Below are 26,433 nucleotides of genomic sequence, written 5' to 3'. Positions count from 1 at the left end.
GAGCCGACCGCCGAGTTGGACCTACGACTTACGGGATGACGACGACAGGCCGCTGCGCCCGCTTCGCGAGCCGCCCCGCGACGGACCCGAAGATGCGCCCGACGATCCCGTGGGTCGAGCCCACGACGATCGCGTCCGCCTCGTACTCCCGCCCCACCTCTTCGAGTTCATGGCAGATGTCGCCGCCACGCTCGACAAGGATCCAGGGCACTTCCGCCAAGTACTCGGCGCACGCCAGCTCCAGACCCAGCACCTCGGTGCGGTGGTCCGGCACATCGACGAAGACCGGTGGCTCGCAGCCCGCCCACACCGTGGTGGGCAGCCGGTTGGCGACATGCACGATGACCAGGCCCGAGCCCGAGCGATGGGCCATGCCGATCGCGTAGGCGAGGGCACGCTCACTGGACGTGGAGCCGTCGAAGCCGACGACCACTCCGTGCTTGAAGGCTGGATCGCAGGAATGACGTGGCTGTTCCGCCGCCAGGGGCTCGGCCGCCGTGGGATCGGCGACGGGGCGCTTGCGGTCCGCTGGTTCGAAAGATTCGTGACCGGCCATGGGTGTCTCGGCTTTTTGATCCTCTTGGGAGGGGACAACAGGGTGCGGCGGAGCTGTGTCCGGGAATCATCTTCCCAACCCCATACCCCCAAGGGTACGGCGGCACTCCTCCTTAGCCCATATCCCGCGCATGCTCCGGCGGAGTTCCCCGGAGCATGCACGAGGGGGCGCCCGTAACGCAATGGTTGCTGCCCCGTACAGGCGGTTTGCACAGGATTCACTTATCCGCGGGCGTCCGTGTCCCTCCATGGACTGCCCTACAGTGACCGACGCATCGAACACGCGTTGAACCCGGCGAGCCGCCGCCCCAGGGAGCACGCCATGTCCGGACACCGCACGACCTCCGAGGCACACCCCAGCCACGACACCGCCACCGACGTGGTCCGCTGGGCGGTCTTCAGCTGTGTCCTCGTCCCCGTGGTCCTCCTCTGGTACGGCACCTCGTTCGCCGGCGCCACCGGCACGGCCCTGGGCCTCGCGGCCGTCACCGCCGCCTGCCGGGTGCTGCTGCGCCGGTCCGAACAGGGCGAGGCCCGACTGCTGCCCGAGGAGCAGGCACCGCCACTGGCCGAAGAACACTCCCCGCACCGCGGCCACCGTCACCGGGCCCCGGCGGGGGCGCACAGGGGCGGGCGGCACGCCGGGGGAAGTACACCGGTCGACTGACCGGTTTCAGCGCACGCGCCCGACGCTTTTCAGCCAACTTCCGGCCACCGCGCATCTGTTGTCCGAACCACCCCCCAACCCCCGTTCCACCTGCACCGAAAGGGTCTGGGGGGCCTTGCGCACCCTACGGGGATTGGCCACTACGACGAGGCGCACTTCCCTGCACGGCCCACGAGTGCAACGCTTCGTGATCGAATGCTTCACGCCAAGTTGCCATGTCGACAATGTGCCGGTTGCCGAACTGGTCACCCCGGCACCACTGGACACAGTAGATTCGATCTTGACGTCTTACGGCGGGGGACTCGTGCAGGACCGAGGGGAAACGTGCAGGAGCGACACAACCGAGGAGCCGCGACCACCGAGGGGGGCTTAGCAGTATGAGCCACGACTCCACTGCCGCGCCGGAAGCCGCGGCCCGGAAGCTTTCCGGGCGACGCCGCAAGGAGATCGTCGCGGTGCTGCTGTTCAGCGGCGGCCCCATCTTCGAGAGTTCCATACCGCTGTCGGTGTTCGGAATCGACCGGCAGGACGCCGGAGTTCCGCGCTACCGCCTTCTTGTGTGCGGTGGCGAAGAAGGACCGTTGCGCACGACCGGCGGGCTGGAACTCACCACACCGCACGGCCTGGAGGCGATCTCACGGGCGGGCACCGTCGTCGTGCCGGCCTGGCGGTCGATCACCTCGCCGCCGCCGGAGGAGGCACTCGACGCGATCCGCCGTGCGCACGAAGAAGGGGCCCGCATCGTCGGCCTGTGCACCGGCGCCTTCGTGCTGGCCGCGGCGGGCCTGCTGGACGGCCGTCCCGCGACCACCCACTGGATGTACGCGCCGACGCTGGCCAAGCGCTATCCGTCGGTGCACGTCGATCCGAGGGAACTCTTCGTCGACGACGGTGACGTGCTGACGTCCGCCGGTACGGCGGCCGGAATCGATCTCTGTCTCCACATCGTGCGGACGGACCACGGCAACGAGGCGGCCGGCGCGCTCGCCCGGCGCCTGGTGGTCCCGCCGCGCCGAAGCGGCGGTCAGGAGCGCTACCTCGATCGGTCTTTACCAGAGGAGATCGGCGCCGACCCGCTCGCGGAGGTCGTCGCCTGGGCGCTGGAGCACCTCCACGAACAGTTCGACGTGGAGACGCTGGCGGCACGCGCGTACATGAGCAGGCGTACGTTCGACCGCCGCTTCCGCTCGCTCACCGGGAGCGCTCCCCTGCAGTGGCTGATCACGCAGCGGGTGCTCCAGGCGCAGCGTCTGCTGGAGACGTCGGACTACTCGGTGGACGAGGTCGCGGGCCGCTGCGGCTTCCGCTCGCCGGTGGCCCTGCGCGGCCATTTCCGGCGCCAGTTGGGCTCGTCGCCCGCCGCCTACCGGGCCGCGTACCGCGCCCGCAGGCCCCAGGGCGACAAGCAGGTGGACGGCGACGGCGCTCCCGGCCAGCCCGGCGGTCCGGCGTCCCTGGGTCCGGCCGGGCTGCCGCCCGCGCTGCACCCGGACGGCCCGGTCCCGATGCAGTCGCGTCGTACGGCGGCGAACGCGCTGTCGGCGACGGCGTCCGCGTCGGCTTCCGCCGCGGAGAACGGCCGTGAGGCGTACGCCACAAGCCGGGCCGCGAGTCTGCCCGGCCAGCGGAGCGCGACGTAGCAACCGCACGCCCCCGGAGGTCTCTCGCAGGAGATCTCCGGGGGTTTCCGCATGTACCGGTGGCACAAGGTCGGCGCACGGTCGGCTCAGCCGGGCGGCACGCACCTTAAGGTTAGACACATGAACGATCGCATGGTGTGGATCGACTGCGAGATGACCGGCCTCTCGCTGTCAGACGACGCTCTCATCGAGGTGGCCGCCCTCGTCACCGACTCCGAGCTGAACGTGCTCGGCGAAGGGGTGGACATCGTCGTCCGCCCGCCGGACCAGGCACTGGAGACGATGCCGGACGTAGTACGCCAGATGCACACCGCGTCCGGCCTGCTCGACGAGCTGGCCGGCGGTACGACGCTGGCCGACGCCGAGGAGCTGGTCCTGGCGTACATCCGGGAGCACGTCAAGGAGCCGGGCAAGGCCCCGCTGTGCGGCAACTCGGTCGGCACCGACCGCGGTTTCCTGCTCCGTGACATGCCGACCCTGGAGGAGTACCTCCACTACCGCATCGTGGACGTGTCCTCGGTGAAGGAGCTGGCGCGCCGCTGGTACCCGCGGGCGTACTTCAACAGCCCCGAGAAGAAGGGCAATCACCGCGCCCTCGCCGACATCCGCGAATCCATCGCCGAGCTGCGCTACTACCGCGAGGCGATCTTCGTCCCGCAGCCCGGCCCGGACTCGGAGACGGCCCGCACGATCGCCGCGAAGCACGTCCTGCCCACCTCGTAAAAGGCGTGCGCGAGCACCCCTTCGGACCCTGTACACTTTTTCTCGGCCGGTCGGAAACTTACAGAGTGAACGACCGGGCATGGTGGGTGTAGCTCAGCTGGTAGAGCACCTGGTTGTGGTCCAGGAAGTCGCGGGTTCAAGTCCCGTCACTCACCCTGAGTAATCAGCCGGTGACTTCGGAAACGAGGTCACCGGCTGATTCGTTTTCCGGCGACGGGAGCCCGCCTGCGATGGACCTGTCTGCAGTGCACGCCGAACTCATCAGCACCGCCCGCCTGGATCTGATCCCGCTGAGCGCGGCGCACGCGGAGGAAATGGCAGCGGTCCTCTCCTCCCCCGCCCTCCACACCTACATCGGCGGGGCTCCCCTCACTCCCGCCGCCCTTCGCACTCGCTACGAGCGCCTGGTCGCCGGCTCCCCTGATCCGGCCGTCTCCTGGCTCAACTGGGTCATCCGCCTCCGTTCCGACTCCTGCTTTACGGGCACCGTCCAGGCGACCGTGACCGGGTCCGAGGCCGAGATCGCCTGGGTGGTCGGGGCACCCTGGCAGGGCCGCGGCCTGGCGAGCGAAGCGGCGCGGGGCCTGGTGTCCTGGCTCGAAGAACAGGCGGTTCGTACGGTCGTGGCGCACATCCACCCGGACCATCGGGCATCCGCGGCGGTCGCCACGGCGGCGGGGCTGACGCCGTCGGAGCAGTCGCAGGACGACGAGATCAGGTGGCAGCGCGCCACGCGTCCGTGAACTCCCGTACGCCCGCGAACCGTTCGGCGGGATCGGCACGGGTAGCCCTTTCCAGCACGGTGAGTTGAGCCGCCGTACCCCGCCAGGCCCGCTCGCCCTCCCCCGCGTCGAGGAGCAGCCGGGCGGTGCGGCCGAGGGCGTAGACCGTCGTACGGATGTCGATGCGGGCGCCGTGGTGCCACTCCTCGGGGGCCATGAAGCGGGCCGAGCCCGGGAGGCGGTCGCCCTGGAGGACGAAGGGGCCGGGGCGGTACTCGTCTAGGTCGATGAGGTGGAGGACGTCGGCGCCGAAGTCGTAGAGGAACGCGCCGTCGTACAGGTCGACCGCCACCATTCCGGCGGCCTCCACCGTGAGGTGCGCGTCCAGGACGCGGTCGACGGCGCGGAGGACGGAGGCGAGGGGCAGGGCGCGGAAGCGGGCGCGGGCGGGGCCGTAGAGGGACTCGCCGTGGCGCCAGGGCAGGACGGCCGCCGTACGGCCGCTGTCCGTCACGGCGATCCGGTGCAGTTGCGGGACGATCGCCGGGTGCCGTACCGCCCGGTGGAAGGACCAGGCGCCGTCAAGTGAGGTCTGGGCGGCGGGAGTTGTCGCCTCCTTCACGAACCAGCGTTCCCCGTCCGGGAGTTGGACGCCGTAGGAGACACAACCGGAGTCCTGTTCGCGGAAGGCGCGGAAGACCTTGCCCACCGTGTGGAGGTAGGGCTCGGTCGCGGGGATCTCGTCGACGGTCAGGAGGGGGTGCTGACGGGGTGTCATGGGGACCAGCCTGGACGGTGAACGACCGGGTGAGGAGCAAAAACCCCATACGCGCCCCGGACTTCAGGACGACGCCCGCGTCACCAACTCCGTTGCCAGCACCGCGTGTTGTCGTTCCGGGCCGCGGGGAGTCGCCGGGCGGCGGTCCGCGATCTCCGCGAGGAGGAGGTCGATCATCGCGCGGCCCATCTCCTCGATCGGCTGGCGGACGCTGGTGAGGGGCGGGTCCATGTGGCGGGCGATGGCCGAGTCGTCGTAGCCGACGAGGGCCACGTCGTCCGGGATGCGGCGGCCCTCCTCGCGGAGGACCTGGCGGGCGCCCGCCGCCATGACGTCCGAGCCGGCGAAGACCGCGTCGACGTCGGGGCGGCGGGCCAGCAGTTCCTTCATCGCGCGGCGGCCGCCCTCCTCGGTGAAGTCGCCCGGCTGGATGAGGTGTTCGTCCAGTTCGTGGCCCGCGTCGAGCAGGGCCTCGCGGTAGCCGGCGACGCGGCGCTGGGCGCCGTAGACGTCCAGGAGGCCGGTGATGTGGGCGATGCGGGTGCGGCCGCGGGACAGGAGGTGTTCCACGGCGGAGCGGGCGCCGCCGTAGTTGTCCGAGTCGACCGAGGTCAGGGGCTCGACGGCCGAGCGGGGGCCGCTGATCACCGCCGGGATCTCCAGCGCGGCCAGCAGGTCCGGCAGCGGGTCGTCCGCGTGGACCGAGACGAGCAGGACGCCGTCCACCCGGTGGGCTGCCAGGTACTGGGCGAGGCGCTGCCGCTCCCGGTCGCTGCCCGCGAAGATGAGCAGCAACTGCATCTCGGTGTCGGACAGTTGGGTGCCGACGCCCTTGAGCATGTCGGAGAAGTACGGTTCCGCGAAGAAGCGGGTCTCCGGCTCGGGGACGACGAGGGCGATCGCGTCCGTGCGGTTGGCGGCCAGCGCCCGGGCCGCCGTGTTCGGGACGTACTCCAGCTCCGCGACCGCCGCCTCGACGGCGGCGCGGGTCGCGTCGCTGACCCGGGGCGAGCCGTTGATCACCCGGGAGACCGTGCCGCGGCCCACACCGGCACGGGCGGCGACCTCCTCCAGGGTCGGCCGCCTGCCGCCCCGGTTCCGCCCACCGCTGACCGCCATGGTCGCCGCCTTCCGTTCGCAGCTTTCAGGCCAGGAATGTAACAGTCGAGGCCGGACGCCCCGCCCTCCATCGTCCCTCGTCGGCCGGGGTCACCGCCCGCCGGGACTCACCCGTCCTCGCCGACCGTCGGCAGGGCGTTGCCGCGGATCACCCCGGCGTACCAGTGGGCGCTCGCCTTGGGGATGCGGCGCTGGGTGGAGTAGTCGACGTAGACGGCGCCGAAGCGCTTCGAATAGCCGTAGGACCACTCGAAGTTGTCGAGCAGGGACCACAGGAAGTAGCCGCGCACGTCGGCTCCGTCGGCGACCGCCCGGCGGACGGCGTCCAGGTGGGCGTGGAGATAGGCGATGCGCTGCGGGTCGTTGACCAGGCCCTCGGGGGAGATGTAGTCGTCGAACGCGGCGCCGTTCTCCGTGACCATCAGCGGCAGCCCGGGGTGCGAGGCGGCCAGGTCGGTCAGGAGGGTGTGCAGGCCGCTGGGGTCGATCGCCCAGTTCATGGCCGTGAGGTCGTCGTTGGCGAGGTGGAAGTCCACGTTCTCGGAGCCCGTCCACGGTGTGTGGTCGCTCGCGCCGTGGCCGTCGTTCTTGGTGGCACCGTCGCCCGAGCCGGCCGAGACGACCGTCGGCGCGTAGTAGTTGACGCCGAGCACGTCGATGGGCCGGGAGATCTCGGCCAGGTCGCCGTCCCGCACCAGCTCCGCCCAGTCGACGAGGTGCGCGGTGTCGGCGAGCAGGTCCTCGGGGTAGGCGCCGTCGAGCAGGGGGCCGGTGAAGATCCGGTTGCCGACCGCGTCGATACGGCGGGCGGCCTCCGCGTCCTCGGGGCTGCCGGTGAGCGGGCGCACCTGGTGCAGGTTGAGGGTGATGGAGGTCTGCGCGGTGGCCGGCAGTACCTCGCGCAGCGCCCCGACCGCCTGGCCGTGACCGAGGTTGAGGTGGTGCGCGGCGCGGAGGGTGGCCGCCGGGTCGGTGCGGCCGGGGGCGTGCACGCCGGAGCCGTAGCCCAGGAAGGCGCTGCACCAGGGCTCGTTGAGGGTGGTCCACAGGCCGACGCGGTCGCCCAGGGCCCGGCCCATGATCTCGGCGTACTCGGCGAAGCGGTGCGCGGTGTCGCGCTGCGGCCAGCCGCCCGCGTCCTCCAGCTCCTGCGGCAGGTCCCAGTGGTAGAGGGTGGCGACGGGGGTGATGCCGGCCGCGAGGAGTTCGTCGGCGAGCCGGCGGTAGAAGTCGAGGCCGCGCTCCACGGCGGGTCCGCGTCCGGTGGGCTGGACCCGGGACCAGGAGATGGAGAACCGATACGCCTTGAGGCCGAGGTCCTTCATCAGCGCCACGTCGTCGCGGTACCGGTGGTAGTGGTCGGCGGCGATGTCACCGGTGTCGCCGTTGCGCACCTTGCCCGGGGTGTGGCTGAAGGTGTCCCAGATGGAGGGGGTCCGGCCGTCCTCCGCGGCGGCGCCCTCGACCTGGTAGGCGGCGGTGGCGGCGCCCCAGACGAAGCCCGGGGGGAAGGAGGTCGCGGACGCCGGCGCGGCCTTGGTCTCATGTCGTACGGCGGTCATGTGAGCGCTCCCGAAGTGGAGTGGGTAAAAGCCGGACGGGGGTCCGGCGATGAGGGGGGAAGCGGACGGGGCACGACGGTGGGCGCCCGGCCGGGTACGGCCCGCGTGCGGGGCGGGCCGTACGGGAGGGTGAACTGGGCCTGTGCGACCGGTGGTCGGCCGCCCGGTGTCAGCCCTTGACGGCGCCCGCCATGATGCCGCCGATGATCTGCTTGCCGAAGATCACGAACACCAGGAGCAGCGGCAGGGTGCTGATCAGCGCCCCGGCCATGACGATGCTCTGGTCGGGGGTGTAGGAGGCGCTGAGCTGCCCGAGCGCCACCTGGATGGTGGGGTTGTCCTGGTTCAGGGCGAGGAAGGGCCAGAAGAAGTCGTTCCACGCCTGCACGAAGGTGAGCATCCCGAGCACCATCATCGCGGGGCGGGCGGCGGGCAGGACCACGTTCCAGACGATGCGGATGTTGCTCGCGCCGTCCACCTTGGCCGCTTCGATGAGCTCGTAGGGCAGGGCCTCCAGCAGGTACTGCCGCATGAAGAAGACGCCGAAGGCACCGACGAGGGTCGGGAAGATCACCGACTCCAGTTTTCCGCCCCAGCCGATGTCCGCCATCATCATGAACAGCGGTACGACGCTGAGTTGGGGCGGGATCGTCAGGGTCGCGATCACCGCGGTCATCAGGGCGCCGCGGCCGCGGAAGCGCATCTTGGCGAAGGCGTACCCGGCGAGGGTGCAGAAGAACAGCGTGGCCGCGGTGATGGAGCCGGCCACGACGACGGTGTTGACGATGGCCTTCCCCAGGTGGGCCTGGTCCCAGGCCGACTGGAGGTTGGTCCACAGCCGGCCGCCCGGCAGCAGCGGTGGCGGGCTGTCGAGGACCCGCTGCTGGTCGTGGGAGGCGGCCACCAGCGTCCAGTACAGCGGGAAGACCGAGCCGAGGCCGACGATGATCAGGGCCGCGTAGGTGAACGGGCCGCCCTTGAGCTGCTGGCCGGCGCCGATCTTGAAACGGCGGCGGCCGGTGCCGGGGGTGACGGGAAGCGGCGCCGGATCGAGGTCCGGCGCGGTCGGAGTGGTGCTGGTCGTGGTCATCGATTTCGCTCCCGTCACGCCGCGCTCTTGCGCAGGACCCGGCCGACGATCAGGTTGATCAGGGCAATGAGCAGCAGCAGGACGAGCATGGCCCAGGCGACGGCCGCGGCCGGGCCCAAGTGCCCGAGCTTCCAGCCGTAGTTGAAGAGGTAGATGCTGAGCGTCTCGTACTGGTGCTCGCTGCCTCCGGTGGAGCCGAGCGTGCCGCCCTGGAGCAGCAGCGGCTCACCGAACAGCTGCATGGAACCGATGGTCGAGATGACGATGGTGAACAGGATCGTCGGCCGCAGCGAGGGGATGGTCACCTTGCGGAACTGCTGCCAGCGCGTCGCCCCGTCGATCGAGGCCGCCTCGTACAGGTCCGTGGGGACGGCCTGCATGGCCGCCAGATAGATCAGGGTGTTGTAGCCGGTCCAGCGCCAGATCACGATGGCCGAGATGGCGAACTTGGACGACCACTCGCCGTTGCCCCAGTCGGTGTTGCCGATGCCGACGAAGTGCAGCACCCAGTTGAGCAGCCCGCCGTCGGCCCGGAAGACCAGGGCGAAGACAAGGGCCGCGGTCGCCACCGAGGTGGCGTACGGGGTGAGGATCACCGTCCGCCAGAAGGTGCTGGCGCGCAGCTTGTAGTTGAGCAGGTGGGCCAGACCCAGGGCCATCAGGAGCTGCGGAACGGTCGAAATGACGCCGATGACAAAGGTGTTGGTGACCGCGGTCCAGAACTCGGAGTCCTGGAGGATCTTCGCGAAGTTGTCCCAGCCGACCCACTCGGACTGGCTCAGGCTCGTCATCTCCACCCGGTGCATGGCTATCCAGCCCGTGTACAGCATCGGGTAGAGGCCGAAGGCACCGAAGATGAGGAAGAAGGGGGCGATGTACGCGTACGGCGACGCCTTGTCGTCGAGGCGCCACAGGCGGGTACGCCACACGCTGGGTTCTTTCGGTACGGCGCCGGCCCCGCCGGGTGGCGGGGTGGGGGCGCCCCGTGTGGGGGTTGTGGTTGCCACGGAGGGAGTCCTTCCCTGGATCTCGGCCGGGTACGGGCAGGGGGCGGGCGCGGGGCCGGGCTCCTCGCCCGGGACACGTCGTCGCCGTCGGGCCGCCGGTCCGGCGGACACGGTGCGGCGGCGTCCGGTGCGTGTGCGCCGAACACCGCGGAGCAGACCGGCAGTTGACGACCTGGGCCGGTGCGGCCGGCCCCGCGCCTACGGCGGGAGCCGCCGCGCGGCCCCACGCACGCGGCGCGGTGCGGGCGGCCGCCGGGCCGCCCGCACCGCTGCCTGTGTCAGCCGATCACCTTGTCGATCGAGTCGGTCGCGGCCTTCCACGCCTTGTCGGGCTTGGTGCCCCGCTGCTCCATGTTGTTGATCTGCGTGGAGATCGTGTCCTTGATCGTGCCGTCCTTCGCGCCGAGCACGGCCTCCGGGATGGCCTTCGCCTCGTCGGCGTAGATCTGGCCGATCGGGGCGTTGTTGAAGTACGGCAGCGTCGCGTTCTTCACGCTGGCGAGGTCGTAGGCGCCCTTGTTCGACGGGAAGACGCCGATCGCCTTGAACACGGCGGCCTGCTGCTCGGGCGCGGTCAGCCACTTGACCAGGTCGGTGGCCGCCTTGACGTTCTTGCCGCTCTTGGGCACGGCCAGGAAGGAGCCGCCCCAGTTGCCCGCGCTGGTGCCGGGCGCACGGGCGATGTCCCACTTGCCCTTGTAGGCGTCACCGGAGTTGATGGAGATCTGGCCGGCCATCCACGCGGGGCACGCCACGGTGGCGACGGTGCCCTTGCGCAGCGCCGCCGTCCAGGCGTCGGTGAACTGGGGCAGACCCTCGGTCAGCTTCTTGGACGCGGCTTCCGCGGCCAGGTTCCAGCCCTGCTGCACGGCCGGGCTGTTCTTGTAGACCGCCTTGCCGGAGGCGTCGTAGTACTGCTCCGCGGAGGAGCTGACGACCGCGTTGTACATGGCGCTCGCGGAGTCCATGAAGTAAGTCCCCTTGGGGGCCTTCGCCTTGAACTTCTCGCCGAGCTTGAGGTAGTCCTCCCAGCCGCCCGCGACGGCCTTGGCGACCGAGTCACGGTCGCTGGGCAGACCCGCCGCCTTGAAGAGGTCCGAGCGGTAGCACAGGGACATCGGGCCGATGTCGGTGCCGGCGCCGATGACCGAACCGTCGGACGCGGTGGCCTGCTTCTCCTTCCAGGAGACCCAGTCGTTCACGTCGATCGACTTGCTCAGGTCGGTGAACTTGGCCGCCTGGGTGTCGACGACCTCCTTGATCCGGCCGACCTCGATGCCCTGGACGTCCGCGAGGCCACTGCCCGTGTTCAGCTGCTGAAGCATCTTCGGGTAGTAGTCCGCCTCGTTGGCGGTGACGTTCTCCTTGACCGTGATCTTCGGGTGCAGCTTGTGGTACTGGGCGAACAGGCCGGCTTCCTTGTAACCGAACTGCCCGTAGTCGGCCACCGTGAGAGTGATGTTCCCGTTCGAGTCCTTGGCGTCCGAGGAGCTGTCGCTACTGCAGCCGGTCAGCAACAGGGCGGAGGCCGTCAGGACCGTCGTGGTCAGGGCCGCTGCTCTGCGGCCGTGGCCGCCGCCGGTACGGGTGATGCGCATTCCACTACTCCTTGTTCCAGTGGGGAACGGGGTCTCAGGAATCGGACCGCCGAGGCTCGGCGATCCGGACCTGTCCTCTCGTTTCGAGCAGCGGCCAGCCCACAGCACGGGTCGTGCGGTGAAAAGGTGCTGGTCAACGGTGTGCCATGCGAGATAGAGGGACGGGCCGTTGGTGGTTTCGTCCACACGGAAGGAAGCCCCCGAGGTTCCGTGGGACCGCTCCCACGCGGCATGCCGGAAGACTCCTTCGTGCCGGGCCGGGTGTCAAGACTTGAAAACGGCGTTGTTGCGCAAGCGTGTTCCGCACGTCACGTGAATGTGTCGCTCCACCAGGCGTCACCGACCGGACACGGACCGGTCCCGCACAGGATTCACGCAGGTGATCCAAGGGTCCGTCCCGCAGGCTCGGCGCCGGGGAGGTCCGTCCGGGCCGTCGCCCGATTTTCTGGGCAAGAATGAGGCAAGTCCCCACTGATCGCCGGAAGGTGAACGATGAGCCCTGCCGAGCAGCCGCCCCCGCGCGCGGACGTCCGGCGCCCGACCCTCAACGCCGTGGCCGCGCTCGCCGGCGTCGGCCGCGGCACGGTCTCCCGGGTCATCAACGGCTCCCCCAAGGTGAGCGACCACGCCCGCGCGGCGGTGGAGCGGGCCATCGACGAACTCGGCTACGTCCCCAACCCCGCCGCCCGCTCGCTGGCGACCCGGCGCACCGACTCGGTCGCCGTGGTCGTCCCCGAGGGCGAGGACCGGCTCTTCTCCGAGCCCTACTTCTCCGGGATCATCCGCGGTGTCTCCGCCCAACTCGCCAGCGCCCAGATGCAGTTGCTGCTGGTCCTGACGCCGGACGAGAAGGAGTACGCGCGGCTGGCCACCTACCTGTCGGCACACCGGGTGGACGGCGTGCTGATCCTCGCGGTCCACAGCGGCGACACGCTCCCCGACCGGCTGCACGAACTCGCCGTGCCGACCGTGCTGGCCGGCCGGCGCGGCCACGGGGAGCTGCTGGGGCACGTCCGCGCGGACAACAACGGCGGTGCCAGGATCGCGGTCGAGCACCTGCTGGCCAAGGGCCGCCGGGCCATCGCCACCATCACGGGTCCCCTGGACATGGACGCCGCGCAGGCCCGACTCGACGGCTACCGCGAGGCGTTGGAGGGCGCGGGCGTCACCGTCGACGAGGACCTGATCGCGTACGGCGACTTCCGCGAGGAGGGCGGCCGCGCGGCCATGCGGGAGCTGCTGCGCCGACGGCCCGGCCTCGACGCCGTCTTCGCCGCGTCCGACGTGATGGCGTCGGGTGCCGTGCTGGAACTGCGCGCGGCGGGGCGGCGGGTGCCGGACGACGTCGCCGTCGTCGGCTTCGACGACTCGGTCGTGGCCCGGCACATCGATCCCCCGCTGACCAGCGTCCGCCAGCCGCTGGAGGAGATGGGCCGCACGATGGCGAGCCTGCTGCTGGACGAGATCGCCCAGCGCGGTGGCGATCACCGGCAAGTGGTGCTGCCTACGCGGTTGGTGGTGCGGGAGTCCGCGTGAGGGGTGTCCGCGTGTGAGGGGTGTCCGCGCGCGAGGGGTGTCCGCGCCTGAGTGGCGGCGCGCTTGAGTGGCGGGCGCGCCTGAGCGGTGGGCGGAAGGCGTCGGGACGCCGGGATGTCGGAACGTCGGGGGGCGGACCCTTTGCTCATGGGAGCGCTCCCATGCATAATGGGCGCCACTCGACCCCATGGGAGCGATTCCATGCCAGACCTGACGCCCGCGACGTTCCCTCCTGCCTTCCTGTGGGGAGCCGCGACCTCCGCCTACCAGATCGAGGGGGCGGTGCGGGAGGGCGGCCGTACGCCCTCGATCTGGGACACGTTCAGTCATACGCCGGGCCGTACGGCCGGTGGTGAGCACGGTGACATCGCTGTCGACCACTACCACCGCTACCGCGACGACGTGGCGCTGATGGCGGACCTGGGCCTGACGGCGTACCGCTTCTCGGTCTCCTGGCCGCGGGTGCAGCCGACCGGCCGGGGCCCGGCGGTCCAGGTGGGCCTGGACTTCTACCGCCGCCTGGTCGACGAGTTGCTCGCGCACGGCATCAAGCCCGCGCTGACCCTCTACCACTGGGATCTGCCGCAGGAGTTGGAGGACGCGGGCGGCTGGCCGGAGCGCGACACGGCGTACCGCTTCGCCGAGTACGCGCAGATCGTGGGCGAGGCGCTGAGCGACCGCGTGGAGCAGTGGACCACGCTCAACGAGCCCTGGTGCAGCGCCTTTCTGGGCTATGGCTCGGGGGTGCACGCGCCGGGCCGTACGGACGCGGGCGCGTCGCTCCGGGCGGCCCATCACCTCAACCTGGCGCACGGGCTGGCGACTTCGGCGCTGCGGTCCGCGATGCCGGCCCGGAACTCGATCGCGGTGAGCCTCAACTCCGCGGTGGTCAGGCCCGCTTCGCTGTCCCCGGCGGACATGGCGGCGGTCCGGAAGATCGACGACCTGGCCAACGGGGTGTTCCACGGGCCGATGCTGCACGGCACGTACCCGAAGTCGCTGCTCGACGCGACGCGATCGGTCACGGACTGGTCGTACGTCCGGGACAGCGATCTGACGCTCATTCACCAGCCGCTGGACGCACTGGGGTTGAACTACTACACCCCCGCCCTGGTGGAGGCGGCCGAGGCGGCCCCGCCGGGCAGCCCGCGCGCCGACGGGCACGGCCTAAGCGCGTTCTCCCCCTGGCCGGGCGCGGACGACGTGGCGTTCCTCCAGACCCCGGGCGAGCGCACGGAGATGGGCTGGACGATCGACCCGACGGGCCTCTACGACCTGATCATGCGCTACGCCAGGGAGGCCCCGGGCCTGCCGCTCCACATCACGGAGAACGGCGCGGCCTACGACGACAAGCCCGACCCCGAGGGCAACGTCCACGACCCCGAGCGGATCGCCTACCTCCACGGCCACCTGTCCGCCGTGCACCGCGCGATCACGGACGGCGCGGACGTGCGCGGCTACTACCTGTGGTCCCTGATGGACAACTTCGAGTGGGCGTACGGGTACCAGAAGCGGTTCGGCGCGGTGTACGTCGACTTCGCGACGCTCGCCCGCACACCGAAGTCGAGCGCCCGGTGGTACGGCGAGGCGGCCCGCACGGGCACGCTGCCTGCAAACTAACCAGCCTGGAGGATCAAGAGGGTTAGATCGAACCCCGGCCTGCACACGGCGAAGCCCCAGACGCCCGCCGTCACCCACCGCCCTTGCCACGCGCTAAATAGAGTGATTCATTCGACCAGCAAGTGAATGGATACACGTCAAGCGCGAGGAGATGTCCGTGGCCGTCACCCTGGGCCGGGAGCCGATCACCGTCGAGCAGTTCGTCGCGGTCGCCCGGCACGGCGCCCCGGTCGAGTTCGACGCGGCGTACGTCGACCGGGTGCGGAAGTCCCGCGCGCTGGTGGAGCGCTTCCTCGCCGAGAACCGCCTGGTCTACGGCGTCACCACCGGGTTCGGTGACAACGTCACGGAGGTCGTCGACCCGGCGGACGCCGAGCGGCTGCAGCGCAACATCGTACGGTCGCACGCCGTGTCGGTCGGGGAGCCGTTGCCCGTCGAGGTGGTCCGGGCCATCGCACTGATGGAGCTGGTCGGGCTCGGGGAAGGGTTCTCCGGTATCCGGTTCGAGACGCTGGAGCTGATCCGGCGGATGCTCAACTCCGGGGTCACACCGCACGTACCGGGCGAGGGTTCCGTCGGTTACCTCGCCCCCGAGGCCCACATGGCCCTCGTACTGCTGGGAGAGGGACGGGCCTGGCACGACGGTGAACTCCTGCCCGGCGCCGAGGCGTTGGCCCGGATCGGGGAGCGGCCGGCCCGGCTCGCCTGCAAGGAGGGGCTGTCGCTCACCAACGGGACGCACTCGGTCACCGCGATCGCCGTCCTCGCAGCCCATGACGCCGACACAGCGGCGACCACCGCCGACGTCGCCGCGAGCCTCTCCGTACAGGCGCTCAAGGGCACCGTCCGCGCCTACGACGCCCGGATCCAGGAGCGGAAGCGGCACCCCGAGCAGGCAGCCGTGGCCGAGAACCTGCGGCGGCTGACCGAGTCCAGCGCCATCAGCACGGAGTTCCTCGACCACCGGCTCCAGGACAGCCTCTCCCTGCGGGCCGTTCCGCAGATGCACGGCGGTGCGAAGCGGGCGCTGGCGCAGGCGCGGGAGGTCATCGTCGAGGAGTTGCACTCGGTGGGCGACAACCCGGTCATCCACCCCGAGGGCGAGGACGGGGTCGCGCTCAGCGGGGCGAACTGCGACAGCACGTACGTCGGCATCCAGGCCGACACGATGGTCAACGCGATGACGGTCCTGGCCAAGGTCTCCGAACGCCGTACCGACCGCATGGTCAACAGCAACTTCAGCGAGCTGCCGGCCTTCCTGGTCCGCGAACCGGGCCTGAACAGCGGGTACATGATCGCCCAGTACACGGCCGCCGCCCTGACCATGGAACTGCGCGGCCTGGCCGTCCCCGCCTCCGCCGACAACGTCACCACGTCGGCCAACCAGGAGGACGCGGTCGGCAACGCCTATCTCGCCGCCCTGAAGGCCTACCGCGCGGCCCGCAAGCTCGCCTACGTCATAGCCATCGAGCTGATGTGCGCCGTCCAGGCCCTCGACCTCCTCGCCCCGCTCTCCCCCTCACCGGCAGCGGAGGCGCTGCGGACGGAGATCCGGCGAACCGTGCCGACCGTCGACGAGGACCGCGTCTTCCACGCGGACATCGAGCACATCGCCGAACTCGTGCGCGGCGGGGACGTGTTGAGGGTCGTGGAAGGCGTCGTGGGGGCGCTGCGCCGCTGAGGCCGGGCAAATCCCCGCCGCCATTCACAGCCGCCGCTCAGACCCCGTCCAGCGGCCTCTCAGCCCCGAGGCGTCTGATCTTCCTGTACGGGGTGATCCGATCCCGGCGTGGACGGGAGGACGTCATGTTTTTCATCGTGTTGGTGCTGCTGGCCCTGATCGTCGGCGGTGCGGTCGCCTTCGGCAAGAGGCAGGCGGGGGGCGGGAGTTCGCGGTTCGGCGGCAGCGGCTATCCCTCCGGTTCCGCTTCGCAGGCCTACGACGCCGACGCCGGCGCCGAGGCCACCCGCTGGGTGGAGCGGCTGGGCGGGAGTCTGTCGACGCTGGACGCCGGCAACAGCACCGCCGCCCGGCAGGCGCTCGCCGACGCCACCGAGCGGCTCCGGGCCGCCGAGGGCCAACTCGCCGTCGCCTACTCGCCGATGCAGTACGGGCTCGTGACGCAGACCGCCATCGAGGGGCTGCATCACATCCGGACCGCCCGTGGCGCGCTGGGACTCGACCCGGGGCCCGAGCTGCCCGCGCAGGGGGCCGGTGGGCAGGTCACGGTGGGCGGGCAGACGTACACCGCGTCCGCGCAGCCCGGTGCGAGCACGCCGTACTACTACCCCGGCGGGGTCGTCAACGGCCGTTCCATGGCCGGGGGTTGGTACAGCACGCCGTGGTGGAAGACCGCGCTCGTCGCGGGTGCCGCCGGGGTCGGTGGCATGTTGCTCGCGGACGCGCTGTTCGACGGCTTCCACCATCACGGGCCGCACGGCGGGCTGTTCGGCGGTGGGCCGGGCGGACCCGGCGGGTTCGGGGGCTTCGGCGGGCCCGGGGGGTTCTGAGTCACCCGGGCCGTTCTTCGGTCAAGTCGTAGTGCGTCAGCCCTTGTTGGCGCCCAGTGTGAGGCCGCTGACGAACTGGCGCTGGAGTGCGAAGTACACGATCAGCGTGGGGATCGCGGTGAGCAGGGCGCCGGCGGCGACCAGGTTGGGGTCGGTGAAGTACTGGCCGGATAGGTTGTTCAGGGCGGAGGTGATCGGCATGTTCTCGCCGGTCGAGATCAGCACGATCGCCCAGAAGAAGTCGTTGTAGATCCAGATGGAGAGCAGCGTCGCCAGGGCCGCCATCGCCGGCTTGCACAGCGGCAGCACGATCTGCCAGTACATCCGCCACACCGACGCCCCGTCGACCAGCGCCGCCTCGGTCAGCTCGTCCGGCAGCATCCGCATGTAGTTGCTCAACACGAAGGCGCAGAAGCCCGACTGGAACGCCACGTGGATGAGGACCAGGCCGAGCGCGGAGTCGTAGAGCTTGCCGCTCGCCGTGATGCCGGGCAGGTTGATCAGCAGGTACATGCGGTACAGCGGGGTGATGATGACCTGCTGGGGCAGCAGGTTGCCGGCCGTGAAGACCAGCAGCAGGAAGATGTTCAGCCGGAAGTCGAACCGGCTGACGTAGAACGCGACCATCGACGCCAGCAGCAGCGTGAGCAGCACGGCCGGGACCGCGATGATCAGGGTGTTGACGAAGTAGTGCGTCATGTCGGACTGCTCGAACGCGTTCTTGAAGTTGTCGAGGTTCAGCGTGTCCGGCCAGGAGACGTACCCCTTGTTGCTGGTCTCGGAGTACGGGCGCAGGGCCGCGTAGACCGCCCACAGGAGTGGGGCGAGCCACGCCAGCGAGGTGACGACGAGGAACGTGTGGAGCAGGACCCGGGCCGGGCGGAGCGGGGTGCGCTGCTTCACGCCGAGTGCGGCGGTGGGGGTGGTCATGCGCGCCGCTCCTTCCGGAAGGTCGAGATCAGGTACGGGATGATGACCACGAGGGAGATGACCAGCAGGACGACGGCGATCGCCGACCCGTAACCGATCCGGCTGGACTCGCCGATGATGTTGTTGGTGATCAGGATCGACAGCAACTCGGTGCCCTGGGCGCCCTTGTTGAAGACGTAGACCAGGTCGAAGGCGCGCAGCGACTCGATGATCGTGACGACCAGGACGACCGTGTTGGTGGGCCGCAGCGTCGGGAAGATGACGTTCTTGAACGTCTGCCACTCGTTCGCGCCGTCCAGCGCGGAGGCTTCCCTCAGCGACGGGTCCACGCCCTTCAGTCCGGCCAGGTACAGGATCATCATGTAGCCCGCGTGCCGCCAGGACGCGGCGATCAGGACGGCCCACAGATTGAGCTTGGGATCGCCGATCCAGTCGATGTAGTGGCCGGGCTTGTTGGCCCCGATGAGGCTGTTGATCAGGCCGGTGTCGGGGTTGTAGATGAGCTGCCAGACGAATCCGGTGACCGCCAGCGACATCACGACCGGCAGGAAGAACGCGGTCTGGTAGACGCGGCTGAAGCGGATCTTCTTGTCCAGCTGGACGGCCAGGAACAGGCCGAAGGGGGTCGGCAGCAGGATGAGCACGACGAACCAGATGACGTTGTGCTCAAGCGCCGGCCAGAACTGCGGGTTGTCGTTGAACAGCTCCTTGAAGTTGGCCAGCCCCACCCACTTGATGGAGCTGAAGCCGATGCCGTCCCAGGACGTGAAGGCCAGGAGGATCGAGGCGAGCGCGGTGACCCAGACCAGGGCCACGTGCAGGATCGTCGGCACGCCCGCCATGAAGGCGAGCGTGATGCGGTCACGGCGGGTCAGCAGGCGCTTGGCGCCCTGCTGGACCCGCTTCTTCTCGGGCGCGGGGCCCGGAGGCGGAACGGCGTCCGCCTCCGGGCTCGTCGTAGTCGTCTCGGAGATCATGAGGAGGCGAAGATCGTCTTCTTCTGGCGCTCGATCGAGGTCAGCAGACTGTCGACGCCCTTGGGGTTCTGGAGGAACTTCTGCAGTCCGGGCTGCATCACCGTCGAGGTGAAGTCCGGGCGCGAGTCGCGGTCCATGAACTGGGTGAGGCTCTTGGCGGCGCCGATCATGTCGAACGCCTTCTTCTGCAGCGGCGAGTACGCGGAGGTGTCGGCCTTGCTGGAGGCGGCCACCACGCTCGGGTCGGTCTTGAGGTACAGCTGCTCGGCAGCCGGGGTGCCCAGGTACTCCAGGAGCTTGACGACACCGGCGTGGTTCTTCGGTGCCTTGCTGACCATGTAGCCGTCGGTGGGCGCCTCGACGGTGTCCTGGCCGTACGCGGAGTTGATCTCCGGGAAGGCGAAGAAGTCGAGGTCGTCGAGGTCGGCCTTGACGGTGAACTGCTGGGCCACGAAGGAGCCCAGGAGGTACATGCCGGACTTCTTCGACACGATGCCCTGCGCCGCGTCCTGCCAGGTGCGGCCCATGAAGCCGTCCTGGTGGTACGGGAGGAGCTCGGCCCAGTGGTCGAAGACCGCCTTGACCTTCGGGTCGGTCCACGCCTCCTTGCCCGCCATCAGGGACTTGTGGAAGTCATAGCCGTTCAGGCGGAAGTTGATCTGGTCGAAGGTGCCCATCGCCGGCCAGGCGTCCTTGTCGCCGAAGGCGATCGGGACCAGGCCGTCGCTCTTCATCTTCTTGCAGAGCGCGACCAGTTCGTCCCAGGTGGTGGGGACGGTGTAGCCCTTCGCCGTGAAGAGGCTCTTGCGGTAGAAGATCGCCCACGGGTACGTGGTCATCGGCACGAAGTAGTACTTGCCGTCCTCACCCTTGCTGAGCTGCTTCATCGCGTCGGGGAAGTTGTCCCCGATCTTCGCCCAGACGTCGTCGATGGACGTGGCGAGCTTCTTGGCCGCGAAGAACTGCATGCGGTACCCGGCGAACCAGTTGAACACGTCGTCCGGCGTGCCCTGGAGGTAGGAGTTGATCTGCTCCTGGAAGGTGTTGTGGTCCTTCGTGTTGACCTTGACGGTGATGCCGGACGTCTTCTTGAAGTCCGCGTAGACGCTCGCGAACGCCTTCTTCGGCACCGCGTCGGACGCGTTGGAGCCGACGGTGACGGTCTTCGGGTCGGACGAGCTACCGCTGCTGCCGCACGCGCTCAGCAGGGGTATCCCGGCGCCGAGCACGGCAGCGCCGCCTATGCCGCGCAGGACGGAGCGGCGACTGGCGGCGGGGAGGGAGAAGTCGGGCATGAACGGCTCCTGACGGACAGGGTTCGGCCGGAATGCGCCACGCCCCAGGTCGTCGTAACCGACCAGAAACCAACGCGACCAAACACGGTGGCGTAATAACAGTCCTATGTCTGGTCATGCGTCAACACCCGCCGCCTTCATTTGTCGAAACGTAATCGACACTCACGAGCAAAAGGAGCGAACGTGCGGCCGAGTGGCCACACGTCCGCTCCGAGGGGGATGAGCTCACGGGGTGCGCGTGGGGCCTGTGAGGCCCATGGGGCACCTACTGGAAGGCGGAGAAGGCCTTCATGAAGGCGGACGGGGCCTGGACGACCGAGCTGCAGGTCGCGTCCGCGCTGGGCTTGGCGCCGCCGGGGCACTGCTTGTCACGGGTCGCGGACCACATCGAGAGACCGCCCAGACCCTTCGCCTTCGCGAACGCCGCCAACCCGTTCGCGTCCTCGACCGTGAAAACCTCCGATGACACGTCGTTGACACCGATCATGGGCGTCACTGCAACCGCTTTCCATGCGGCGGCTTCCGAGAGCCCGAGAACGCTCTTGACTTGCGCTTGTGTGGCAGTAGCCGCTTGCTGTGAGTACGTTCCCATATTTCCGGAGTACGCCGGTCCGTAATCCATCGCCATGATGTTGACCGTGTTGATCTTGACGCCGTTGGACTTGGCATTGGACAACAGGTTCACCCCGTCCTGGGTCAGCCCCTCGGGCATCACGGGGAGCGTGTAGGAGACGTCGAGGTTCGGGTGCTGCTGCTGGAGCTTGGCTATCGCCTGGGCGCGGATCGTGTTCGCCGCCGTGTTGGGCAGCGCGCCGCCCTCGACGTCGAAGTCGACCTTGGTGAGGTTGTACGCGTCCACGACCTTGCCGTACGCCGTCGCCAGCGCGCTCGCCGAACCGCACGTCGTCGCCAGCTCGGAGCCGGACGCGCCGCCGAAGGACACCCGCACGTCACCGCCCTTGGCGCGCAGCGCGCCGATCTGCGAGGCCACGCCGTCGCTGCCGAGGTCCGAGACCCCGCCCCACTTCGGGGTGCAGCCGCCGCCGTCGGTGATGAAGGCGAGGTTGTAGTTCTTCACGCCGGTCGCGGTGACGTTGGCGAGGAGGTCGAAGGCGGGGTAGAGGGAGGTGTCGACGTACGGGGCGAAGCCCGCGCCGGCCGCTGTGCCGGTGCCGGTGGTCGTGGTCGGTGAAGCGGTGGGCGTGGCCGTGGGCTTGGAGGTGGCCGTGGGCGTGGCGGTCGGGGTGGCGGTCGGCGTGGGCGTCGGCGACGAGGTCGTCGGGCGGCCGGTCGGCTCGGGGGTCGCGGTGCCGTCCGCCGAGCACTGGGCGTTGTCGATGAGACAACTGGTCGGCTGGCCGGTGCCGTTGACCACGAAGCCGACGGTGACCGACTCACCGGCCGCGAGACCGTCCGTGTCCCACTTCGGCGGCTTCACGGTGACGCGCTGCCCGCTCACGCTCGACTCGGCGTTCCACAGCGAGCTGAGCTTCGAGCCCGACGGCAGGTCGAACTCCAGCGTCCAGTCCTTCTTCGTGGCCCCGGTCGTGTTGGTGACGACGTACTGCGCGGTGTACCCCGTCGACCACTCGCTGGTTCTCGTGTAGGCCGCGCCGACGCTCGCCGCCTGGGCGATGCCGGTCAGCATGATCGCGCCGCCACCGACGACCGCGGCGGCGACCGCTCCGCCGATCACCTTGTTCCTCTTGCTGATCCTGCGCCGGTGCGTGCTCATCGCGTGCCTGCTTTCGCCGTACGGGGGTGGGGTGCGGCAGCACGCTAGCGATCCGGAACCGGGCAAATACCCTGATCCGGGCGGGGGTTGGCGATCTTAGGGTGCGCTTAAGGGAGGGATCGGGAACGGTTAAAGGTAGAGACCAATTTCCCGCGCCGACGCCGTCGTACGGCTCCTCGATGGCCGTTGCGCTCCGGCTCGCGCCCGTCCAGCTGGATCCAGATCCGCACCTCGGTGCCGCCGAGCATCGAGGAGCCGATGCGGACGTCCCCGCCGGTCGCCTCCGCGAGCCTGCGCACGATGTCCAGGCCGAGCCCGGTCGACCCGGCGCTGCCGGAGCCGCGCCCGCGGGCCATCGCCGCCTCGGGGTCGCGTATGCCCGAGCCCGCGTCCGAGACGAGCACGATCACCGCGTCCTCGCTGTTGTGCACGTCGACCGCGAACGCCGTGCCCTCGAGGGTGTGCCGGAACACGTTGCCGAGGAGAGCATCCAGCGCGGCGACGAGATCAGCGCGGGCCACGGGTATCCGCACCGGCCGCTCCACCCCGGCCACCCGCACTTTCCGCCCCTCGTCCTCGGCGAGCGCGGACCAGAACCGCATCCGCTCGCGCACCACCTCGGCCGCGTCGCACCCGGCACCGGGCCCGGCCGCCACGGTCTGCGGCTTGGCCTCGCGCGCGGTCCGGATGATCGTGTCGACCTCCCGCTCCAGCTGCGCGACGGCGGTCCGCGTCTGCTCGGCGGCGGGCCCGTCCCCGAGCGAGGCCGCGTTGAGCCGCAGCACGGTGAGCGGCGTCCGCAGCCGGTGCGACAGATCGGCCGCCAACTCCCGCTCGGCCGCCAGCAGTTGGACGACCTGGTCGGCCATGGAGTTGAACGCCACCGCCGCCAGCCGCAGTTCGGTCGGCCCTTCCTCGGGCACCCGTGCCCCCAGCTTCCCCTCCCCCAGTTCGTGCGCGCCCTCGACGAGGCGCTGCGCGGGCTGCACCATCCGTACGCCCAGCCGGTCGGCGACCGCGACGGACCCGACGATCAGCGCGATGCCGACGCCGGCGAGCACCGCCCAGGCCGTGCCGACGCCGTTGCTGACCTCGGCCTCCGGGACGTAGACCTCGACGACGGATATCTCGCCGGAGCTGAGCGCGACCGGCTGGAGCAGGACGGAGCCGCCGGGCACCTCGGTGGTGGAGGCGCGGCCCAGCTTCCGTACGGTCGCGATGTCCTTGCCCGCGGCGCGCTGCAGCCCGATGTCGAGGGCGGCCTTCCCCTCCCCCGCCGGTATGTGGACGGCCATCCCGGAGTCGGCGCCCGCGGAGGCGACGACCTTCTCCAGCTGGTCCCGGTCGGTGGTGATGGACAGCGCGGGGGCGACGGCGGCGGCCTCCCGCTCGGCGTTCGAGAAGGCGCGGTCGCGGGCCATCTCCTTGATGACCAGGCCGAGCGGCACCGCGAAGGCGACGACGACCATCGCCGCGATCGCCAGACAGACCCTGACCAGCGCCCACCTCATCGCAGCGACTCCGCTCCCGGTGGCTCCAGCTTCACGCCGACACCCCGCAGGGTGTGCAGATAGCGCGGCTGAGCCGCCGTCTCCCCCAACTTCCTTCGCAGCCAGGACAGATGGACGTCGATGGTCTGGTCGTCGCCGTACGACTGCTGCCACACCTCGGCGAGGAGTTCCTTGCGCGGGACGACCACACCGGGCCGTCCGGCGAGGAAGGCGAGGAGGTCGAACTCGCGCCGGGTGAGGTCGAGTCGGACGCCGTCCAGCTCGGCCTGGCGGCGCAGCGGGTCGACGGTGAGGCCGCCGACGCGGATGACGGTCGGCGGGGGCGCCTCGCCGGAGGTGGCACGGGAGCGCCGTAGAACGGCGGACATGCGCGCGGAGAGATGGTCGACCGAGAAGGGCTTGGTGAGGTAGTCGTCCGCGCCCGCGTTGAGCAGCCGGACGATCTCGCTCTCGTCGTCCCGGGCGGTGGCGATGATCACGGGGACGTCCGTGATCCCACGCAGCATCTTCAGCGCCTCGGACCCGTCCAGGTCGGGCAGTCCGAGGTCCAGGATGACCACGTCGAAACGGAAATGGGCGACCTCGCGCAGGGCCTCAAGGGCCGTCCCGACACTGCGCACCGTGTGCGCGGCATCGGTCAGATGCCGGATGAGGGCCGAGCGCACGAACTGGTCGTCCTCGACCACGAGCACACTTGCCATGCGCCGCACCGTACGCCATGCGGGCGACCCGTATCCGGGCCTGTGGACAACTCCCCGCCTGTGGACAACCGGTGGGAGATCGACGGGACACCTGTGGGGCGCGTGAGGCAGTATGGCGGCGATGCCCCGAGGACTCGTCAACGGATTCGTGCACGTGCTGGCCTGGTCACTGGCCACCGGCGCGGCCGTCACGCTGTCCTGGTGGGGCGTCCACACGGTCATGACCGGCACGGCCTACGACCCGCCGCGCGCCCTGCCCATCACGGCGGCCGGCGCGAGCGCGCAGGCGGCTCAACCGCCGTCCTCGGCACCGGTCCACGCCGAGTCGTCACCGAGCCCGTCGAGCACCCCGACCCCGACCCGCAGCCCCAGCCCGAGCCCCACGAGGACGGCGACCACGAGCACGTCCCCCTCTCCCTCCACCACCGGCCAGGTCAAGAGCTACGCCACGGACGGCGGGCGGGTGGTGCTCGAACTCGACACCTCACCGGCCTATGTGGCGCTCGTGTCGGCGACGCCGGGTACGGGCTGGTCGATGCAGGTGTGGAAGACGGAGTCGTGGCTCCGGGTGGAGTTCACCAAGGGCACGGACAAGGTGTCGGTGATCTGCACGTGGCACGACGGGGCGCCGCGGGTGGATGTCGGTAACTACTAGACCCGGGTGGCTACTTACCGGAACACCGACGGGGGCGGTGCCGGTGAGGCGACCGCCGCGGCGTCCGTCACGGGTACGGCTCCGCCGGTGAAGTCGGTGAGTTCGCGGCCGTGTTGGAGTCGGCCCGGGTGCGGGTCGGAGGCGGCGCGGCGGGTCAACTCGGCGAGCGGCAGCGGGTGGTCGGAGGCGACGAGCACCGCGTTGCCGAACCGCTTGCCGCGCAGGACGGTCGGGTCGGCGATCAGCGCGCGTTCCGCGAACCGGGCGGCCACGGTGGCGATTTGGCCCCGGAGATGCGCGAGCGGGGGCCCGTCGGCGAGGTTGGCGGCGTAGCACCCACCGGGCTTGAGCGCGCGGCGCACCTCGTCGAGGAACTCGGTGGAGGTGAGGTGGGCGGGCGTACGGGCGCCGCTGAACACATCCGCCACGACGAGATCGGCCCACCCCTCGGGCACCTTCGCGAGCCCCGCGCGGGCGTCGGCCGACCGCACCCGGATCCGCGCGTTCGGGTCCAACGGCAGCTCCCGGCGGACCAGTTGGACGAGCGCGGCGTCGAACTCGACGACCTGCTGGGTGGATCGGGGGCGCGTCGCGGCGACGTACCGGGCGAGCGTGAGGGCCCCGCCGCCGAGGTGCACGGCGTTGATGGGCTTCCCGGCGGGCGCGACGAGGTCGATGACGTGCCCGAGCCGCCGCTGGTACTCGAAGGACAGATACGCCGGGTCGTCGAGATCGACGTACGACTGCGGCGCCCCGTCGATCAGCAAGGTCCAGGCACGCGCGCGTTCCCGATCGGGTATGAGCTCGGCGAGCCCACCGTCAACGGCTTCGACGACGGCTTCGGGGACGCCGGCACCGCCTCGCCGGGTACTACTCCTGGACTTTCCCATTGGCCCATTATCGGCGGGCGAGGGTGGTCCGGCGCGGCATCCGCGCCCCTTAGGGGCGCGGGGAACTGCGCGACCAGCCCCCACCGGCCCGCAGATAGACCACGACCCTCCCCACGGAACTCACCGACAGCCGTCCGCCGCCTCGATCAGCCGCGCCGCCTCACCCAGCGCCGCGCGCAGCACCTCCGGGTCGGTGGCCAGGTCCGCGTCACCGGGAGGCAGCAGCCAGTCGGAGCCCTCGACCGGCGGCTCCGGGTCGGGGGCGATGCGCAGACCCCGGCCATTCGTCTCCGTACACGTGCTGCCCGGCAGATCCCACGCCGCCGCCGTCCCCGGCGGAACCAGGAAGCCGAGGGTGTCGTCACCGTCGTCGTGCAGGACAGGTCCGACCCCCTCACCCGCACCGCGCCGCAGAATGTCGACCGCTTCCAGCCCCTGCCGCGTCGGCACCGTCACCAGGTCGCAGGCCGAGTCCGCGAACGGTGGCGCACTGCACTCCGCGCTCGGCATTCGAGGATCGACGCTCTGCCTGGTCTCCATCCCGGTCTCCACCACGGAACCCCTCCTTGGACGAGCGGGACGGGAGTCGGGTGGCTCCCGGTCCATGGAGT

At 70.1% G+C, this 26,433-nt stretch carries 24 protein-coding genes and 1 tRNA gene; 10 read left to right on the top strand and 15 right to left on the bottom strand.

What is annotated here, in order from left to right; all coding sequences use genetic code 11:
- Positions 1-28: 28 nt before the first annotated feature.
- On the bottom strand, positions 29-556 hold the full coding sequence (locus tag OO69_RS29345; RefSeq protein WP_019065779.1) for a universal stress protein: 528 nt from the start codon (positions 554-556) through the stop codon (positions 29-31).
- Positions 557-877: 321 nt separating this feature from the next.
- Here OO69_RS29345 and OO69_RS29340 point away from each other — a divergent pair, with 321 nt between their 5' ends.
- The 5 genes from OO69_RS29340 (at position 878) to OO69_RS29320 (ending at position 4,328) form a co-directional block, all read left to right on the top strand.
- Positions 878-1,222 (top strand): hypothetical protein, encoded by a 345-nt coding sequence (locus OO69_RS29340; protein ID WP_033283835.1) that lies wholly within the window; start codon positions 878-880, stop codon positions 1,220-1,222.
- A 377-nt stretch (positions 1,223-1,599) separates the two neighbouring features.
- Positions 1,600-2,862, top strand: coding sequence for a GlxA family transcriptional regulator (locus OO69_RS29335; protein WP_033283834.1), 1,263 nt, complete (start codon positions 1,600-1,602; stop codon positions 2,860-2,862).
- 120 nt (positions 2,863-2,982) lie between these two features.
- Complete coding sequence (gene orn, locus OO69_RS29330; RefSeq protein WP_078652613.1) at positions 2,983-3,585, top strand: oligoribonuclease; 603 nt, start codon at positions 2,983-2,985, stop codon at positions 3,583-3,585.
- Between the two features lie 82 nt (positions 3,586-3,667).
- A tRNA-His gene (locus tag OO69_RS29325) sits at positions 3,668-3,740 on the top strand.
- A gap of 75 nt (positions 3,741-3,815) precedes the next feature.
- Positions 3,816-4,328 carry a GNAT family N-acetyltransferase gene (locus OO69_RS29320; RefSeq protein ID WP_199811051.1) on the top strand — a complete coding sequence of 171 codons (513 nt, stop codon included), beginning with the start codon at positions 3,816-3,818 and terminating at the stop codon, positions 4,326-4,328.
- On the opposite strand, the gene OO69_RS29315 is transcribed toward OO69_RS29320, so the two are convergent.
- The 6 genes from OO69_RS29315 to OO69_RS29290 all read right to left on the bottom strand — a co-directional run bounded on the left by OO69_RS29315 (position 4,300) and on the right by OO69_RS29290 (position 11,461).
- On the bottom strand, positions 4,300-5,085 hold the full coding sequence (locus OO69_RS29315; protein WP_033283832.1) for a serine/threonine protein kinase: 786 nt from the start codon (positions 5,083-5,085) through the stop codon (positions 4,300-4,302). The genes OO69_RS29320 and OO69_RS29315 overlap by 29 nt on opposite strands.
- Positions 5,086-5,148: 63 nt before the next feature.
- Positions 5,149-6,204, bottom strand: coding sequence for a LacI family DNA-binding transcriptional regulator (locus tag OO69_RS29310; protein ID WP_033283831.1), 1,056 nt, complete (start codon positions 6,202-6,204; stop codon positions 5,149-5,151).
- Between the two features lie 107 nt (positions 6,205-6,311).
- Entirely contained in the window at positions 6,312-7,766 is a 1,455-nt protein-coding gene (locus OO69_RS29305) for a GH1 family beta-glucosidase (protein ID WP_033283830.1), read from the bottom strand.
- Positions 7,767-7,935: 169 nt separating this feature from the next.
- Positions 7,936-8,856, bottom strand: coding sequence for a carbohydrate ABC transporter permease (locus OO69_RS29300; protein ID WP_033283829.1), 921 nt, complete (start codon positions 8,854-8,856; stop codon positions 7,936-7,938).
- A gap of 14 nt (positions 8,857-8,870) precedes the next feature.
- Entirely contained in the window at positions 8,871-9,863 is a 993-nt protein-coding gene (locus OO69_RS29295) for a carbohydrate ABC transporter permease (protein ID WP_033283828.1), read from the bottom strand.
- A gap of 278 nt (positions 9,864-10,141) precedes the next feature.
- Positions 10,142-11,461, bottom strand: a complete 1,320-nt coding sequence (locus tag OO69_RS29290) for an ABC transporter substrate-binding protein (RefSeq protein WP_033283827.1) — start codon at positions 11,459-11,461, stop codon at positions 10,142-10,144.
- Positions 11,462-11,953: 492 nt separating this feature from the next.
- Here OO69_RS29290 and OO69_RS29285 point away from each other — a divergent pair, with 492 nt between their 5' ends.
- The 4 genes from OO69_RS29285 (at position 11,954) to OO69_RS29270 (ending at position 17,128) form a co-directional block, all read left to right on the top strand.
- Positions 11,954-12,997, top strand: a complete 1,044-nt coding sequence (locus OO69_RS29285; RefSeq protein WP_033283826.1) for a LacI family DNA-binding transcriptional regulator — start codon at positions 11,954-11,956, stop codon at positions 12,995-12,997.
- Between the two features lie 201 nt (positions 12,998-13,198).
- Complete coding sequence (locus OO69_RS29280; RefSeq protein WP_033283825.1) at positions 13,199-14,617, top strand: GH1 family beta-glucosidase; 1,419 nt, start codon at positions 13,199-13,201, stop codon at positions 14,615-14,617.
- A gap of 151 nt (positions 14,618-14,768) precedes the next feature.
- Positions 14,769-16,298, top strand: a complete 1,530-nt coding sequence (locus OO69_RS29275) for an HAL/PAL/TAL family ammonia-lyase (RefSeq protein ID WP_033283824.1) — start codon at positions 14,769-14,771, stop codon at positions 16,296-16,298.
- A 125-nt stretch (positions 16,299-16,423) separates the two neighbouring features.
- On the top strand, positions 16,424-17,128 hold the full coding sequence (locus tag OO69_RS29270; RefSeq protein WP_033283823.1) for a hypothetical protein: 705 nt from the start codon (positions 16,424-16,426) through the stop codon (positions 17,126-17,128).
- 36 nt (positions 17,129-17,164) lie between these two features.
- Here the strand turns inward: OO69_RS29270 and OO69_RS29265 are convergent, their stop codons facing one another.
- The 6 genes from OO69_RS29265 to OO69_RS29240 all read right to left on the bottom strand — a co-directional run bounded on the left by OO69_RS29265 (position 17,165) and on the right by OO69_RS29240 (position 24,277).
- Entirely contained in the window at positions 17,165-18,058 is an 894-nt protein-coding gene (locus tag OO69_RS29265; RefSeq protein WP_033283822.1) for a carbohydrate ABC transporter permease, read from the bottom strand.
- Positions 18,055-19,035, bottom strand: coding sequence for a carbohydrate ABC transporter permease (locus OO69_RS29260; RefSeq protein ID WP_033283821.1), 981 nt, complete (start codon positions 19,033-19,035; stop codon positions 18,055-18,057). The genes OO69_RS29265 and OO69_RS29260 overlap by 4 nt, the downstream gene beginning before the upstream one ends.
- Positions 19,032-20,330 carry an ABC transporter substrate-binding protein gene (locus tag OO69_RS29255; RefSeq protein ID WP_033283820.1) on the bottom strand — a complete coding sequence of 433 codons (1,299 nt, stop codon included), beginning with the start codon at positions 20,328-20,330 and terminating at the stop codon, positions 19,032-19,034. Before OO69_RS29255 ends, OO69_RS29260 begins: the two co-directional genes overlap by 4 nt.
- Before the next feature lie 265 nt (positions 20,331-20,595).
- A complete protein-coding gene (locus OO69_RS29250; RefSeq protein ID WP_033283819.1) occupies positions 20,596-22,065 on the bottom strand; it encodes a cellulose binding domain-containing protein in 1,470 nt (489 codons plus the stop codon).
- A gap of 107 nt (positions 22,066-22,172) precedes the next feature.
- Positions 22,173-23,576: a HAMP domain-containing sensor histidine kinase gene (locus OO69_RS29245; protein WP_033283818.1), complete on the bottom strand. Its 1,404-nt coding sequence runs from the start codon at positions 23,574-23,576 to the stop codon at positions 22,173-22,175.
- Complete coding sequence (locus tag OO69_RS29240; protein ID WP_033283817.1) at positions 23,573-24,277, bottom strand: response regulator transcription factor; 705 nt, start codon at positions 24,275-24,277, stop codon at positions 23,573-23,575. Before OO69_RS29240 ends, OO69_RS29245 begins: the two co-directional genes overlap by 4 nt.
- A gap of 112 nt (positions 24,278-24,389) precedes the next feature.
- Between OO69_RS29240 and OO69_RS29235 the strand changes: the two genes are divergently transcribed.
- A complete protein-coding gene (locus OO69_RS29235) occupies positions 24,390-24,932 on the top strand; it encodes a hypothetical protein (RefSeq protein WP_033283816.1) in 543 nt (180 codons plus the stop codon).
- A gap of 14 nt (positions 24,933-24,946) precedes the next feature.
- On the opposite strand, the gene OO69_RS29230 is transcribed toward OO69_RS29235, so the two are convergent.
- Entirely contained in the window at positions 24,947-25,822 is an 876-nt protein-coding gene (locus tag OO69_RS29230) for a spermidine synthase (protein WP_033283815.1), read from the bottom strand.
- A gap of 120 nt (positions 25,823-25,942) precedes the next feature.
- Positions 25,943-26,377 carry a hypothetical protein gene (locus OO69_RS29225; RefSeq protein ID WP_078652612.1) on the bottom strand — a complete coding sequence of 145 codons (435 nt, stop codon included), beginning with the start codon at positions 26,375-26,377 and terminating at the stop codon, positions 25,943-25,945.
- Positions 26,378-26,433 lie beyond the last annotated feature (56 nt).

It is taken from the genome of Streptomyces sp. NRRL F-525, from assembly GCF_000716605.1.
In the GTDB taxonomy this organism is placed as follows: Bacteria; Actinomycetota; Actinomycetes; order Streptomycetales; family Streptomycetaceae; genus Streptomyces.
The sequence above is the reverse complement of the archived record's forward strand: the minus strand, read 5'-3'. Positions and strand labels throughout refer to the sequence as shown.